This is a genomic window from Nostoc sp. DedQUE02, assembly GCF_034531035.1.
GTDB lineage: Bacteria > Cyanobacteriota > Cyanobacteriia > Cyanobacteriales > Nostocaceae > Nostoc.
The window spans coordinates 54,569-70,390 of sequence record NZ_JAVRBY020000035.1 but is presented as its reverse complement, the minus strand read 5'-3'; the positions used below and the strand labels follow the sequence as shown (position 1 = coordinate 70,390).

General features: G+C 46.3%; 11 protein-coding genes. 7 read left to right on the top strand and 4 right to left on the bottom strand.

Annotated elements, in window-relative coordinates; genetic code table 11:
- Positions 1 to 400 precede the first annotated feature (400 nt).
- Positions 401 to 667 (bottom strand): hypothetical protein, encoded by a 267-nt coding sequence (locus tag RMX98_RS23175; RefSeq protein WP_322676238.1) that lies wholly within the window; start codon positions 665 to 667, stop codon positions 401 to 403.
- Between the two features lie 292 nt (positions 668 to 959).
- Complete coding sequence (locus RMX98_RS23170; RefSeq protein WP_322676254.1) at positions 960 to 1,100, bottom strand: hypothetical protein; 141 nt, start codon at positions 1,098 to 1,100, stop codon at positions 960 to 962.
- A 204-nt stretch (positions 1,101 to 1,304) separates the two neighbouring features.
- On the opposite strand from RMX98_RS23170, the gene RMX98_RS23165 reads away from it, so the two are divergent.
- The 7 genes from RMX98_RS23165 to cheB all read left to right on the top strand — a co-directional run bounded on the left by RMX98_RS23165 (position 1,305) and on the right by cheB (position 13,005).
- Positions 1,305 to 2,885, top strand: coding sequence for a CheR family methyltransferase (locus RMX98_RS23165; protein ID WP_322676237.1), 1,581 nt, complete (start codon positions 1,305 to 1,307; stop codon positions 2,883 to 2,885).
- Positions 2,875 to 3,918 carry a chemotaxis protein CheW gene (locus RMX98_RS23160; protein ID WP_322676236.1) on the top strand — a complete coding sequence of 348 codons (1,044 nt, stop codon included), beginning with the start codon at positions 2,875 to 2,877 and terminating at the stop codon, positions 3,916 to 3,918. Before RMX98_RS23165 ends, RMX98_RS23160 begins: the two co-directional genes overlap by 11 nt.
- Positions 3,919 to 4,206: 288 nt before the next feature.
- Positions 4,207 to 5,664: a methyl-accepting chemotaxis protein gene (locus RMX98_RS23155; protein WP_322676235.1), complete on the top strand. Its 1,458-nt coding sequence runs from the start codon at positions 4,207 to 4,209 to the stop codon at positions 5,662 to 5,664.
- Between the two features lie 435 nt (positions 5,665 to 6,099).
- Positions 6,100 to 7,506: a methyl-accepting chemotaxis protein gene (locus tag RMX98_RS23150; RefSeq protein ID WP_322676234.1), complete on the top strand. Its 1,407-nt coding sequence runs from the start codon at positions 6,100 to 6,102 to the stop codon at positions 7,504 to 7,506.
- A 21-nt stretch (positions 7,507 to 7,527) separates the two neighbouring features.
- Positions 7,528 to 9,108: a methyl-accepting chemotaxis protein gene (locus tag RMX98_RS23145; RefSeq protein WP_322676233.1), complete on the top strand. Its 1,581-nt coding sequence runs from the start codon at positions 7,528 to 7,530 to the stop codon at positions 9,106 to 9,108.
- A gap of 190 nt (positions 9,109 to 9,298) precedes the next feature.
- Entirely contained in the window at positions 9,299 to 11,680 is a 2,382-nt protein-coding gene (locus RMX98_RS23140) for a hybrid sensor histidine kinase/response regulator (RefSeq protein WP_322676232.1), read from the top strand.
- 194 nt (positions 11,681 to 11,874) lie between these two features.
- A complete protein-coding gene (cheB, locus tag RMX98_RS23135; protein ID WP_322676231.1) occupies positions 11,875 to 13,005 on the top strand; it encodes a chemotaxis-specific protein-glutamate methyltransferase CheB in 1,131 nt (376 codons plus the stop codon).
- 232 nt (positions 13,006 to 13,237) lie between these two features.
- Here cheB and RMX98_RS23130 read toward each other — a convergent pair whose 3' ends face one another.
- Entirely contained in the window at positions 13,238 to 13,621 is a 384-nt protein-coding gene (locus RMX98_RS23130) for a response regulator (RefSeq protein ID WP_322676230.1), read from the bottom strand.
- 97 nt (positions 13,622 to 13,718) lie between these two features.
- Complete coding sequence (locus tag RMX98_RS23125) at positions 13,719 to 15,746, bottom strand: GAF domain-containing protein (RefSeq protein ID WP_322676229.1); 2,028 nt, start codon at positions 15,744 to 15,746, stop codon at positions 13,719 to 13,721.
- Positions 15,747 to 15,822: the final 76 nt, after the last annotated feature.

Here is a 15,822-nt window from a genome sequence, read left to right as displayed (position 1 = left end):
GAACAAAAAGCTCGTGAATTACGTGAACGCCAAGCTCGTGAACAAAAAGCTCGTGAATTACGTGAACGCCAAGCTCGTGAACAAAAAGCTCGTGAATTGCGTGAGCGCCAAGCTCGTGAACAAAAAGCTCGTGAATTACGTGAACGCCAAGCTCGTGAACAAAAAGCTCGTGAATTACGTGAACGCCAAGCTCGTCTTCATCACTAAAATTTGAATTTTTACTCGCTCTGCGGTAAGCGTTCGCGCAGCGTCTCCAAGAGTTGCTATGCCGTAGGCTTATCGCCCCACCCAATCAAGCGACCGCGAGTAGCGTCTTGGGCGTTGCATAAAACAGGGATGAATTATTGAACCGCGAAGACGCAAAGTGCGCGAAGGAATTAGGTTTATGAATTCGCAAAAATTAAAAAACATCCCGCAAATATGCAACGCCGCGTCTTGAGTAGTCTGACTGATTGACGATGGTTGCAATGATTTGGCGATCCTGTGCTGTTAGCGGATCTTTCGTTGTTAAAATTGCTTGTGTCATAATGTTATAGCTAATGTTAGAGCCTTTAAGTAGTTTAGTAGAGGCGATCGCAGACTGTTCAAGGTGCGCGATCGCCTCTGTTTTTTGTGTGAAACAACGTTGTGCTGGCACAACGCTCAATTTAGAATTGCGAAGCCTCATATTTAATGCTCCTAACCACTGATTAGGAGCTTGCCAGAACAAGAGATACTTTGAACAGGCGACAGTCGGCTTCAAAAGCTTTCCGTCGTTCTACTCTGGCAATTTTTTGCAACCCACTCTACCCTTACCTCGCTTCAGTAGCCTTGACTATTCGCTACTTCTGCTACCTGGAGGCAGCCAAATTAATAGTGAATTAGCTCAACTTCAATGTTGGTCTTTGCTGCTACAGCATTTACTAGTTCACCCTTGTTCATAAATTACCTTGAAATGTTGCAAGTAAAAGAAATTTACTTTACACGGCTTCGAGCACTTGGGTGTTGTTCATAGCGCTAGCTAAGTTCTTCAAAACCATACCCATGAGCCGCAGACATTCCTGAGCATTCTCTTTGAGTGGTTCAACAGCTAGCCATCGCTCAATTGAAATGTTAAGCAATATTTCGCAAACAGCATCATCAATGGAACATAAAACCGGGTTAAGCTTCAAAAGTTTATTCGTTAAAACTTATGTACAGTAAAGCTTTTAGACTATATTGCAGGTTTTTACTTGTATCTTAGTTTAATACCAAATATCATACAAATCCGAATCAAAAGATTGAAATGGGAAACCTAAGCGTATCGGCTCAAAAATAATGTAGTGATGAATCAGATTAGCAGCGCTCGCCCCATTTTACTTGAACCCAATTCTCAACACAGTGATGACTTTTGTTTGTCACAAATGGTCGATCTGATTGCTGATACATTCGGCATTCATATCAAACCACACTATCAAGATAGATTAAAGAAAAATCTTTTAACTCGCATCCGGGCGCTGGGATTATGCTCGCTCAATGATTATTATCAGTTCTTGGTGGCAAGAAATCAATTAGTTCCTGGTGCGACAGAGTGGCGAGAACTAATTTCTTTACTCACTGTCACTGAAACTTATTTTTTTCGCGATCAAGGGCAGATGTCGCTGCTCAAAAATCAGCTGCTCCCAGAGTTAATCGAGCGCAAACGAGAGCTTAGTTTAACTCAGTGCAACGCTGGTAATAGAGAACTTTATCGACCGACATTACGGCTTTGGAGTGCTGGATGTTCGACTGGTGAAGAAGCTTACTCACTTGCCATTCTGGTGAAGGAACTAATCACTAACAATCAGACATGGGACATTCTGATTTTAGGCACAGATATTAATCAACGCGCGATCGCCCTAGCTCAACAAGGAATTTACAGCGATTGGTCTTTTCGGACAACCACTGAAGAAATCAAAAATCGCTACTTTCAATCCCACAAAAAAGGTTGGAAAATCGATCCTGCTATTCAAGCAATGGTTACATTTCAACCTGGAAACCTGATGCAGGATAACTTTCCGGCTTACGCGTCTAGCATTCACGATTTCGATTTGATTATTTGCCGCAATGTGTTTATTTATTTTGACTTCAACGCCATCGCCCAAGTTATAGACAAGTTTTACTACTCTCTGACACCGGGAGGGTTTCTGCTCACAGGCCACACGGAATTACACGGGCAAAAAACTGAACTGTTTCAAGTCAAAAATTTTCCAGAATCTGCGGTTTATCAAAGACATAGCTCACTCAACGAGCAGAGCAAAGTCTTAAATACCATAACACCTGCTGCCATTGAGAGCAGGGAAACCGAAATTTCTTCGCCCTCTCTCAATCCGGTTTGGTTAACAAAGTTATCTGTTGAGGCGTGCAGGGGGAGAACAGAAGCAGAGGAAGAGAAATTGTTTAATATTAATAACTCTCTTCCCTCCCCTGCCCCCCCTGCCTCCCCTGCCTCCCCTACCTCCCCGACCTCCCCTGCCCCCCAACACTTTCAGGCATATTGTTTGATGGCAGAAGCTTACGCGAATTTTGGCGATTACTCCCAGGCGAGTCAGGCGTGTCAGCAGGCACTCCAGATCAGCCCATTGGCGATCGAACCTTATCATTTGTTGGCTCAAATTGCCGAAGAGCAAGGAGATCGCGACAGTGCCAAATTATTCTTAAAACGTATTATTTATCTCGCTCCTAATTCTGTTACTGCTCACCTGGAATTGGGTTTTATATATGAACGAGAGGGAAATGAAAAACAGGCTCAAAAAACCTGGCGATCGCTTCTTGAAATTTTGCAAAATCTACCCCAAGAAGCGATCGATTCCCATAATCAGCAAACCACTGCTGAACTAAAAGCACACGTTCTTAAGCACTTAAATTCAACTAGTTATGAGCCATGAATCTTATTTAATGTTTAAACTCAACCATTCACGCTATGGGATTCCGGCTACAGCCGTGCAAGAACTCTTCTTTCTGCCAGAAGTGACTGCGATCGCCAAAACTTCCAGCACAATTTTAGGCGTGATTAACCTGCGAGGGAAGTTTCTCCTCGTGATGGATTTATATCGCCATTTAGAACAAGCACGTCCCCCTTTTCAATTGACTGACAGCATGATTGTCGTGGAGTGGCAAACTCAACGACTCGGAATCATCGTCAATCAAGTGGATAGCGTGCAAGCGATCGCACTCGATCGGATCGCTGCCGATGTTTGCGATCGATCGAAAGAGAGTTTGCAGGATAGATTGATGACTGGTATTGCCAACCTTGAGGACGGCATCGTGACATTGCTCAATCCCGAACTGTTGGTGCAACACGCCTTGCTAGAGTCTGATTTTAACAACGGCTCAGTCAATGACGCACAAAAACACTTCTCTGATTCAGCCCTAAATCAAGGCTTATACGCTCATTTCGATTCGCAGGAGCGACAGATTTTGCAAGAGCGAACTGAAGCTCTGCGGTGTTCGATTGATGACGAGGATTCGGCATCGCTTTTGCCTTTAGCGGTTGTGGGGTTGGCGGGTGAGTACTTTGGGTTTGGCTTAGAAACGGTGCATGAGTTTACCGAGATTCACAAGATTACCCCAATTCCCTGCTGTCCGCCGCACATTGTTGGCAACATCAACTTGCGCGGCGAAATTGTCACTTTAATTAACATCAATAATGTAGTCGATCTGCCTATGAATGGGGTGCGATTGCATCAGCAAGCCGTTGTCGTGCGCCTGGATCGACGAGTGGCGGGCATTGCCGTCGATGACATTTTTGATGTGACGTATATTCATCCCTCCCAAATGACCGCGCCTCCGATTGCCTTGAATTCTGCCAAAGACGACTATCTCCAGGGTGTCGCACCTTATCGCGATCGGATGATGAGCATTATCAATTTATCTAAATTGCTGACTTCAGAGGTGTTGGTTGTTAATGAAGAAGTCTAACGCCCATAAATTTAGTAGTTCGCCAAGGAACTTGGTGGGGGAAAGGTTTTAAATTCCTTACCCTTTACCCAGCCCTCACAAGCACATTGTTAGGTTGACAGAAGCACTAGTGGTCTGTCCCATTAGTAATGCCCAGGTTTGTAGTGAGCGATTTATCGCTCAAATCAAGGACTAAAGTCCTTACTACGAACTTGTGCAATCTTCCCTTGATTCAGAAATCCGATCGCAAAGATTACAAATGATAGAAATATTGGCAAATCCTTGAATTCATTCACAAGAAATAACAAGATGCAAAGTAAGCGAAATTGGAAACTGAGATACTGGATTATGGGCAGCTATGGAGTTCCCATTCTGGCGTTAATAATTTCTGCGGGGCTGATATTTATTAATATCAACTTGGTGAGTCAGCGATCGCAAGATTTAGTTTCTTCCTATAAAGTTAATTCAGCGATTAATGCCCTTGCCACGAATGTGCAGAGCGGTTCTAAGTCAGTTCGGGGCTATTTGCTAGAAAAAAATCAGACATCTTTTGACGAATATCAAAAATCTCAAAGAAGCTTCAACGAGCTTTTGTCAAAGCTAATGTCGCTTGCCAGAACAGAGCAAGAGCAACAGTCATTAACCAGACTAGAGGGACTGCTGAATAACTTAATGGTTGTCGAGGATGATTTGATTGGCAAAGTGAATCAAGGTAAGCTTCAGGAAGCTGTTGAAACCTGGAGTCACGAAAATGCTCGCAGTATGGTCGATCGCCTGACAAGTGCGATCGATGAAGTTCAGCGCCGAGAAGACCAGAATGTAATTTTGGCTGCCAAGGAACAACAAGCAGCGCTCGATAGGCTCAAGCTCACAATTCTGTCTGCGACTGGACTCTCCTTGCTGTTGTCGGTTTTAACTGGCATCTGGATAATTAGCCGCACTGCTCGACAGATAAATGAATCAGCCAGTGCGATCGCTACCTCAACGGCTGAAATTGCCGCCACAATCGAGCAACAAGAACGCACTGCTAACCAACAGGCAGCCTCGGTCAGCGAAACCACCACGACAATGGACGAACTCAGCGCCTCTGCTCAACAGTCTGCCCAGCAAGCCTCCACTGCCTCAACCAGCGCTCAACAAGTCTTAAATTTGGCAGATCAAGGCAATCAATCACTGAACCGCACCTTGGAAGGAATGGCAGCCTTGAGCCACAGAGTTAGTGCAGTAGCAGACCAAATGCTGCGCCTGAACGAACAAACTAAGCAAATTGGCAATATTTCCGGGTTGGTGAGCGACCTAGCAAATCAAACTAATATGCTAGCGCTAAATGCGGCAGTAGAAGCAGTCCGGGCAGGAGAACAGGGGAAGGGCTTTGCAATCGTCGCCGCCGAAATTCGCAAACTGGCAGATCGGAGTAAGCGATCGGCTGAAAAAATTAATGTGCTGGTGAATGACATTCAATCCGCCATCCACTCAACCGTTGTGATGACAGATGAAAGTACAAAAACTGCTCAACAGGGCGCGGCAATAACTAAGCAGACGGTGGAGGTCTTTATCAATGTCACCGATGCCGTCAACCGGATGGTGTTGAATATTCAGCAAATCTCGCTAAACGCTAGCCAGCAATCCATTGCGGTTCAGCAAATTTTACAAGCAATGAATGCACTCAATAGCTCTGCTAAAGAGACAGCCATCGGCATCAGTCAGACTCGCGTTAGCACTCACCAACTCAATGATGCAGCTTATAAGCTACAGAGTGTTGTGTAATCGGGGGAAGGAAGGGGAAGGGGGAAGGGGGAAAGGGAAAGGGGGAAAGGGGAAGGGGCGCAATGTAACAAAGGTGCAGGTCGATGTAACAAAGGTGCAGGTCGATGTAACAAAGATGCAGGTCAATGCAACAAAGATGCAGGTCAATGCAACAAAGATGCAGGTCGATGCAACAAAGGTGTAGGTCGATGTAACAAAGATGCAGGTCGATGCAACAAAGGTGCAGATTAAGAGATTTGTGTGTATACCGCAATACTGTTCAGTTAAGCATTTTTAACTTGAAATTGGGCTTTGGGAAAAGTTACTAGGTTTGGGTTAAAAGCTTTTCTTTCCCCTTTCCCCTTTACCCTTTCCCCCTGCCCCCTGCCCCCTGCCTCCTTCCCCTTAGCAATATCTGGAAATTCTCGAATTTATTCACTTACAGGAGATCGCAAGATGGAAAGCAAACGAAACTGGAAACTAAGATACTGGATTATTGGCGGGTATGCAGTTCCCGTGCTGGCATTGTTAATTTCTGCCGGAGCAACGATCGTCAATATCAACACGGTGAACCAACGGTCAGAAAATTTATTGTCTTCTTATGACATTAACTCAATACTCGACGATCTTTCTGTTAGTGTGCAAAGTAGTTCTAAGGCAAATCGAAGCTATTTGTTAGAAAAAAATCAGCAATCGTTTGAGAGCTACCAAAAGGCTCAAAAGGATTCCAAGGAATTTCTAGCAAAACTGATGACACTTGCCCGATCGCAAGAAGAACGACAGTCTTTAACCAAACTAGAGGAACTGCTGAATAAACAGATTGCTTTTGACGATAACCTGATGGCAAGAGTGGATCGGGGCAAAGTCAAAGAAGCCGTTGAAAGCTGGAGTCAAGGAAATTCCCGCAATCAAGGGCAGGATGTGGTAGACATGATTGGAGAAATGCAGCAGCGAGAAGATCAGACTTTTGCAATTGCCGCGAAAGAACAACAAGAGGCGCTCAATGCCCTTAAGTTCACGGTGATGTTAAGTAGTGGACTCTCTCTGGTGGTATCTGTTTTGATTGGCATCTGGGTCATTAACCGCACTGCCCGCCAGATGAACGCTTCTGCCAGTGCGATCGCAACTTCTACAACCGAGATTGCCACGACGATCGAGCAGCAAGAACGCGCCACCATCCAACAAGCCACTTCTGTCAACCAAACTACCACAACAATGGATGAATTGGCGGCTTCCTCGCGCCAGTCTGCCGAACAAGCAGAAGCCTCAGCCGCAGGGGCGCAGCAGGTGTTGTTGCTGGTAGACGGTCGCACTCAAGAGGGTCAGTTCAGCCAATCGAGTCTACGCGAGAAAGTAGGCGACATTGCCACCCAAATTCTTCATCTCAGCGAACAAACCAATCAAATCGGCACGATCTCCACCCTGGTTAGTGACTTAGCAAGTCAAACTAATATGCTGGCGCTCAACGCAGCAGTAGAAGCCGTGCGAGCCGGGGAACATGGCAAAGGCTTTGCGGTTGTTGCTGCCGAAATTCGCAAACTGGCAGACCAGAGTAAGCGATCGGCTGAAAAAATTAATCTACTGGTTTTAGACATTCAAAAATCGACCAATTCCACCGTTATGGTGACAGATGAAGGTACGAAAACCGTAGAAAAGATTGTAGATGCGATCAAAACGATCGCCCTAAATGGTCAACAAATTTCCCTTACTTCCAATCAACAGGCGATCGCGGTGCTACAGGTGGTAGAAGCCATGAACTCGCTGAATATTTCCGCTAGGGAAACCGCCTCTGGTATTAGTCAAATTAAAGTCGGTACCCAACGACTGAATGATGCCGCCCAAGAACTAAAAGCCGTTGTCTAAAAATGTATTTGAGTTACAGCTATGTTAAAAAATATGTCTTTGCATGGACGATTGATGGGTTCGTTTTTGCTGATGGGCGGTGTCGTTTTGGTTGTAGGGTTTTTCGGCTGGCGGGGTACTCATCAATTAAGCAGCCATATCGACACCCTCAGTAATAACAGCCTCCCCAGCATCGACGGATTGTGGAGAGTTAATGAAGGGCAGACCCAGATCCAGTCGGCAGAGCGAGCGATTATCAACCCCGAATTACCCACCGCAGCCAAACAATCTGAGTTAAGTCGAATGCAGGCAGCCTGGAAGCAGATTGACGCAGGTCTTGAGGAATATGAAACCACGCCCCGCGGCCCCGACGAGGACAAACTCTATCAGACGTTTAAGCAACAGTGGCAGGCGTGGAAGCAAGATCATGCCGCCTATCTTCAGGCTTACCAGGATTTTGCCCGCTTAGGTGTTGTAAACCCCACTGCCAGACAGCTGGAATTGACCAGCCAGAAGCGAGAAAATTCTCCAGAAATGAAGGTGGCGATCGCTGCTGCCGATCGACTGACAAAACTCAGACAAAACGCTGTTGTCAAAAATGATGTTTCCTTTGCGGCTGCAACTAACTCATTGTTGCAACTGATCAAAATTAATCAGGATACTGCTGAAGATGCAAATAAAGCCGCCAGTGACGATACCCGCTTGACCACAGGTTGGGTACTTACTGGGATTATTGCTGGGCCTCTAGGGGCAATCTTACTAGGATTTTTTCTGAGCAACAAAATCGCTAAACCGTTGACAGGCAAAATTGCTCAAATTGTTCAAACAATGGCTGCTTCCACCAATGAAATCGCCGCGGCGGTTGAGCAACAAGAACGAACTGCGACTCGGCAGGCAAGTTCTGTCAATCAAACCACTATCACCATCGATGAATTGGGAGCCTCATCGCAGCAGTCAGCCGAACAAGCAGAATCGGCGGTAGCCGGCGCACGGCAGGCGTTGATCCTTGCAGGTAACGGTGCTGATGCTGTAAAACGCACCCTCAAGGGCATGGAAACCCTACAGCAGAAAGTCGCAGCGCTCGCCGACCAGATCGCACGCTTAAATGAACAAACCAAGCAGATTGGCAGTATTTCTGGTTTGGTGGGCGAGTTGGCAAGTCAGACTAATATGCTGGCGTTAAATGCGGCTGTAGAAGCAGTTCGCGCAGGGGAGCATGGGAAAGGCTTTGCCGTTGTCGCTGCGGAAATTCGCAAATTAGCAGACCAGAGCAAAAAATCAACCGAAAAAATTAACACCTTGGTAGGCGACATTCAATCTGCCATCAGCATCACTGTCATTGTCACCCATGAAGGCACTAAAACTGTGGAAGAAGGGACGCGAATTGCCCAGGAAACATCAGAATCCTTTGCAGGTGTAGAAGGTGCAGTGAATAACATTGTCATCAACAGTCAACAGATTTCACTCAATATCAACCAGCAAGCGATCGCCATTCAGCAAATTATCTCTGCCATGAATGACCTGAATATTGCTGCGCGTGAAACTGCCAGTGGTATTAGCCAGATCCGCTCTGGTACTCAACAACTAAACGAGTCAGCGCAAGCACTCAAGGCAACCATTTAATGAAGAAGAAAAGGGGCAGGGGGAAGGGGGAAGGGGAAAAGGTTCTGTATTGTCCCATTCCCCTTTAACCTTTACCCTTTTCCCCAAGAGTGCAAAAAACACTTTTGCAAGAGGTCTAATCTAGTAACCATAATCAAAAATCCATCCCCCCGCCCCCTGCCCCCTGTCCCCTAACCCCTGAGATAACACCATGATGATCGATGATGAAGAACTGAGAGACGTTTTCAAAGTAGCCAGCGAAGAACATCTGCAAAACCTGGATGATGGATTACTGCATCTGGAAAACCATCCCGAAGATTTGGCTGTCCTAGAAGCCTTGATGCGAGAGGCGCATTCCCTCAAAGGCGATGCCAATATGCTGGGAGTCAAAGATGTAGGCACTCTGGCACATCAAATTGAGCATATTTTGACTCAACTCAAGCAACAAGAAAATCCTGCATCCTGGTTGGGCAATGCTACAACAGACTCACCCTATGAACGCCTCGCTCATGCGATCGCTGCTATCCGCAAACTCGTTCATGAAGCCGTCACCGGAGAACCTGCCAAGGTTGATACCTTTTCTGTTCTGGCCGAATTGATGGGAGCGCAGCCAGGAAAAAGAGAAGATCCCTCAAGTGATGAACCAGAAGTCAACAGTATTGAAGTCATAAATACAGTAAAAAACAATACTTTCGATAAAGATCAAGAGCTAAAGGAAAACGGAGCAATCCAAAATCCAAAACTTGTACTGAGCGAAGTCGAAGTATCCCAAATCGTTCGACTGAGCGAAGCCGAAGTCCAAAATCGTTCGACTGAGCGAAGCCGAAGTCCAAAATCCCCCACCAATAGCTACCGCATCGAAACCATTCGCGTTGGTACTCGCCACCTGGATACGTTGATGACGCAAGCAGGGGAGTTAACTGTTACCAAAATTCGGATTGCTCATCGGCTGGGAGAAATTGAGGCGATCGCTAATTTGTGGGAAGAATGGAATCGAGATTTATTCACTAATCGGTTTGCCTTCAGCCGAGAGCAACAAGGTGATGTCGCCCTGCAACGTCTAGAAACTTTTCATCATCACTCTGAAAAACGATTAGAGCAATTGGGTCATTTGGTGAAAACCTTGCAGAGTTCCCTTTCAGAAGACACAACTCGACTGGAACAACTAAGTAGCGATCTAGAAGAAGGTATTCGTACCCTGCGATTGCTACCCTTTGCAACGATTTTCAACCTCTTCCCCCGGATGGTGCGCGATCTGGCGCAGCAGCAGGGAAAATTGGTGCAGTTGATCCTAGAAGGCAAAGATACGCTTGCCGACAAACGCTTGTTGGAAGAAATGAAAGATCCGCTAATGCACATCCTGCGGAATGCGATCGATCACGGAATTGAGCTACCACAAGAACGGGAACGGCTAGGAAAACCAACAACAGCAACGATTCGGCTCAAAGCTTACCAGACTCCCACTAACATTGTGCTGGAAATCAGTGATGATGGGCGGGGGCTTGACCTGGATAGAATCAAACAAATAGCGGTGAAACGGGGTATTTGTGGGGACGAAGAATTAGCTGCAATGACTCCCAGCCAGATCCAAGCGTTGATCTTCGCACCGGGGTTTTCAACAGCCCCCCTGGTGACAGAAGTATCAGGGCGAGGTGTGGGGCTGGATGTAGTGCAAACCAATGTCGAGAAATTGAAAGGTACGATTCAGGTAGAATCATTTCCCGGACAGGGATGTACGCTGCGCGTCAATCTCGGTATCACCTTGGCAACCGCCCATGTCTTGATTGTGCAAGTGAACCAAATGCCTTATGCCATCCCAGTGGAGTTTGTACAAACCGCCTGTTTAATTAAGTCAGAAGAGATTTTTCCCTTGGAGGGACGGGACACAATCATTCGGGATAGCCAACCGATTTCGATTGTGCAGTTGGCCGATCTATTAGAACTGCCCCCGATGCCATCTGGATTAACTCAAGAAACAGCACTTTCCTGTATTATTCTTCAGGTTGGGCAAGCACAACTGGGTGTAGTGGTGGATGCCTTAGTGGATGAGCAAGATGTATTGATTAAACCCCAAAGTCATTTACTTAAACGAGTCCGCAATGTTTCTGGAGCAACAATTTTAGGCACTGGAGATGTGTGTATGGTGCTGAATCCCCACGATTTGGTCAAGTCAGCCCGATCGCGATCGCAGTCCATTTCTTCTACCCAAACTCGTCAACTTGCACCCACAAAACCAACCGTTTTATTAGTGGAAGATTCTATTGCCACACGCACGCAAGAAAAGCGAATTTTAGAAACCGCAGGTTATCAAGTGATTACTGCTGTGGATGGTTTGGATGGATTGAACAAGCTGCGATCGCACACCGTTGATGCCGTTGTTAGCGATGTGCAAATGCCCAATCTCGATGGCTTGGGGTTAACTGCCAAAATCCGCCAATATCAAGAATATAGCGAACTTCCAATTATCCTGGTTACTTCTCTTGCCAGCGATGAAGATAAACGTCGGGGTGCGGAAGCCGGAGCCAATGCCTACATTATCAAAGGCAGCTTTAATCAAGAAGCCTTACTGTCAGCCCTCAAACGGTTAGTGTAGAGGTTTGCGGATGAATGAAGAAGAATTCAGAAGTCAGAATTCAGGAGCGGAGCCAAAGACGCTTCGCGAACGCGAACGCGAACTGCGCTATCCGTTTTTTCGGTCAAAATTAATTCTGAATTCTGACTCCTGACTCCTGAATTCTGTTCGATGAAGAATAATTTTCTCGTAAAATCTCAACTTACTGTCAATTCATGAAAAACTCTGCCCCGATTCGCGTCTTTCTGGTGGAAGATTCGCTCGTCGCCTTAACCATCCTCAAGCGAATTCTGGCGAGTTCCCCGGAAGTGGATGTGGTGGGAACTGCTCCCAATGGCGTGGAAGCATTGGAGCGAATTCCAGCCGCACAGCCGCAGGTAATCTGCACCGATTTGCACATGCCCAAAATGGATGGACTGGAACTAACCCACCGGATTATGAGAGACTATCCCCGTCCCATTCTGGTAATCAGCGCCTCTGTCAACACTCAAGAAGATTCCCGCAATGTTTTTAAACTGCTGCAAGCGGGTGCTTTGGATGTTTTTCCCAAACCGAACATTGACTCGCTTTCAGACTACGAACAAGTCAAGCACGAATTAATCAACCGGATCAAAGTTCTGGCAGGGGTTACAGTCTTTACTCGCCACACTTCCCGAACTGCGACGGTAGAACCTAGAACGCATCCTCTTAGCCCTAAAAGTAAGCCAGAACCATTCAGCCCAAAATCTGTCAGTAACTCGCAATTCCCCATTCGTAATTCCCCGTTTTCCCTGCCGAAAGTCGTGGCGATCGGAGCCTCCACAGGCGGCCCCCAGGCATTGTACGCGATCCTAAAACAACTGCCTGCAAACTTTCCCGTACCCATTCTGTGCGTCCAACATATCAGCGAAGGATTTCTGCAAGGACTGGTAGATTGGCTAGCAGCAGAATGTTTCCTGCGCGTGACGATCGCCCAACCGGGAGAATTTCCCAAACCGGGTACTGTCTACTTCGCTCCCGAACGACAACACCTGCAACTCGATACTCAAGGGCGATTAACCACCGTCAGCACCCCTCCTGTTTCCGGGCATCGTCCCTCCGTCACAGCTTTGTTTCAAGCCGTTGCCACCTGCTACCCGCGATCGGCGGTTGGTATTTTGCTGACAGGCATGGGACGGGATGGTGCAGATGGATTACAAGCGATCGCCCAAGCCGGAGGCACTACCATTGCCCAGGATGAACAAACCTCCGTTGTCTTCGGGATGCCCAAAGAAGCGATCGCTCTGGGAGCCGCCCAACATATTTTGGCGATCGGCGAAATTGCTCCCATGCTATTGAATCGAATTTCCAGTTATCGGCTAGGTTAGGTGTCAATACGGTTCGGTTAAAGGGGAATAAAAAACATTTAACCGCAAACCCATTGCCCTTTTCCCCAAACCCTATTCTGAGTTCAAAATGCTTATCCGAACCGTATTGGGTTAGGTGTCAATACGGTTCGGTTAAAGGGGAAAGGGTAAATGGGAATAAAAAACCTTTAACCTTTACCCTTTTCCCCAGACCCTATTCTGAGTTCAAAATGCTTATCCGAACTGTATTGCATCAAGAGCCAATAAATTTTCGTACAGCTTCGCGCAATTGTTCAGCATCAAAAGGTTTGATCAAATATTCTGTTGCACCCGCCAGATGACCCTTCACCCGATCAAAGGGGGAATCTTGAGAAGTCACCATAATCACGGGCAAATGCTGAAACTGGGGCAGACTCCGCACCGTGCGGCAAAACTCCAAACCGTTTACATCCGGCATCTGCACATCCAATAGCAAGACTGAAATCGGTTGATGATAAATGATCGACAAGGCATCAACCGCGTTAGCGGCTGTTATTACTTGATAGCCCGGTTCTAACGCTCGTTTAATCATTTGATGAATCACAGGGCTGTCATCAAGTGCGAGAACAATCCGTGAGCTTGTCGTATCATTTGACATACTTTACAAGTCGATGAGTCAATCATCGTTGGCATTTAGCCTAGCATTCCCAAAGGAAAAGTTGAACAATTGATATTTTGATAATTTTATACATACTTCAAGTACTTTTAACCAGAGGCTCAACCGGAATTTGAATCAAGAACTCGCTGCCTTTCCCAAGTTCTGAGGAGCATTTTAAAATGCCGCCATGTTTTTCAACCACAATTTGATAGCTGATGGACAGTCCTAGACCGGTTCCCTTGCCGATGGGTTTGGTGGTGAAGAATGGATTGAACAGTTTTTGCTGGGTTGTTTCTGTCATCCCAGAACCGTTATCTCGAATCCGAATCACTACACTATCTGCGTGCGAAAATTGGGATATATCGGAACTACCCGATTTTTCTCTACTAATAAGTTCTGTTTGAATGGTAACGATCGGATTAGGCGTTTCATCTAAGGCATCGATCGCGTTACCCAAAAGATTCATAAATACTTGATTCAATTGCCCCGCATAACAATCAACAGGCGGTAAATTGTCGTATGCTTTAATCACTTGAATCTCAAACTTGGCACTGGTTAATTTCAACCGACTCTTCAAAATTAACAACGAGTTGTCAATCCCTTCATGGATATCCACAGGTTTCATCTCGGCTTCATCCAAGCGCGAGAAGTTCCGCAGAGATAGGACAATTTGCCGAATTCGTTCTCCACCCATTTGCATCGACGACAATAAATTAGGCAAATCTTGCATCAAGAAATCAAGATCCATAGCCTCTATCTTTTCCTGAATAGCATCAGTTGCATTGGGATAGGTTGCCTGATAAAGATGCAATAGTTCCAGCAAATCCCGAACATAGTTGGTTGCATAAGTAATATTACCGTTAATAAAGTTGACCGGGTTGTTGATTTCGTGGGCAACTCCGGCCACCAATTGTCCCAGGCTAGACATCTTCTCTTGCTGTATCAGTTGCATTTGGGTTTGCTGCAACTGGCTCAGGGCGTTTCCTAGATAGGTGGCTTGAGTTTGAGCGGCAAAGGCGGTTGCTCGTGTTTGGGCAAGCAGTTCTGCCTGATCGAGAGCGATCGCTACTTGATCGGTGACAGCTTTGAGTAACCGGACTTCGCTATCAGTCCATTGGCGCGAACCGCGACAGTGATGGCAAATAATAGCACCCAATTGACCAGAATGGGTTCTCAGTGGCAGCAACAGCACCGAGGTTACTGCCAGTTGATGCAGCAGGGCGCGATCCTCCGGGGTGAGTGCCTCTGAGGTAGTAGAAACATCCTCAATCCTTAGCATATCTAGATTTAAGATAGTTTCTGCCAGAACGGAGCCTGGGTCAAGAGAAAGTTCCCCCAACGCCATCTGAATCTCTGGGCTAGTTGCTTCGTGAGTCACCATAAAATTGAACCGATCTTTGTTGGGCAGACACCACACAAAGTCACAGCGATCGACTTGCAACAGACTATGAATCTCATTCACTGCCGTTTGTAAAATCGTGTCCAGATCCAGAGAATTACGGATTTGATTTGCCAGATTAAATAGAATTGAATCTTGTTGACCAACCAATTCCTGAGTAATCAATTGCTGTTTTAATTGTTTGATTTCCGGGATCGTTTGACGCAGCTTCGTGGTGTTGCGCTTTAGCTCCAATTGCGCTACCACTTGGTGGCTGAGTGTCTGCAATCCTTTCCGTTGTTTCTGATTCAGATCGCGCGGTTCAATGTCCATGACGCAGAGTGTACCCAAGACACAACCGCTAGTGATTACCAAGGGCACTCCGGCATAAAACCGGATATTAGGAGCATTGATAACGAAGGGATTGGTGGCAAAGCGGGGATCGGCCAGGGTATCTGGAATTACAAAGACATCTGGCTGGCGAATGGTGTAGTTACAAAATGCGAGGTCTCGGCGAATTTCTGTTAATGTGATTCCCATTTTAGACTTAACCAACTGGCGATCGGCTCCGATAAAACTCACCAGTGCCATTGGAGTTTCGCACAGATCGGCTGCCAGTGCTGTTAAATCATCTAATGCTCGATTGGGTACAGCATCCAAACCCTGAAACTGATATACTGCTTTGAGCCGTGTCAGTTCGTTGGTGCAGGGGAGCATGGAATCAACTAATAATTCAGGGATTTTCATAGTTTTATAATTGAGGTGCGATCGCTAATTTGACACTGAAACAGGTACATTGGCAATCGCTACTCTAAGTTTTCTA

Coding starts and splice junctions, on each gene's coding strand:
- RMX98_RS23175 (WP_322676238.1), bottom strand. CDS start 667: ATGAGGCTTCGCAATTCTAAATTGAGCGTTGTGCCAGCACAACGTTGT.
- RMX98_RS23165 (WP_322676237.1), top strand. CDS start 1,305: ATGAATCAGATTAGCAGCGCTCGCCCCATTTTACTTGAACCCAATTCT.
- RMX98_RS23160 (WP_322676236.1), top strand. CDS start 2,875: ATGAGCCATGAATCTTATTTAATGTTTAAACTCAACCATTCACGCTAT.
- RMX98_RS23155 (WP_322676235.1), top strand. CDS start 4,207: ATGCAAAGTAAGCGAAATTGGAAACTGAGATACTGGATTATGGGCAGC.
- RMX98_RS23150 (WP_322676234.1), top strand. CDS start 6,100: ATGGAAAGCAAACGAAACTGGAAACTAAGATACTGGATTATTGGCGGG.
- RMX98_RS23145 (WP_322676233.1), top strand. CDS start 7,528: ATGTTAAAAAATATGTCTTTGCATGGACGATTGATGGGTTCGTTTTTG.
- RMX98_RS23140 (WP_322676232.1), top strand. CDS start 9,299: ATGATGATCGATGATGAAGAACTGAGAGACGTTTTCAAAGTAGCCAGC.
- cheB (WP_322676231.1), top strand. CDS start 11,875: ATGAAAAACTCTGCCCCGATTCGCGTCTTTCTGGTGGAAGATTCGCTC.
- RMX98_RS23130 (WP_322676230.1), bottom strand. CDS start 13,621: ATGTCAAATGATACGACAAGCTCACGGATTGTTCTCGCACTTGATGAC.
- RMX98_RS23125 (WP_322676229.1), bottom strand. CDS start 15,746: ATGAAAATCCCTGAATTATTAGTTGATTCCATGCTCCCCTGCACCAAC.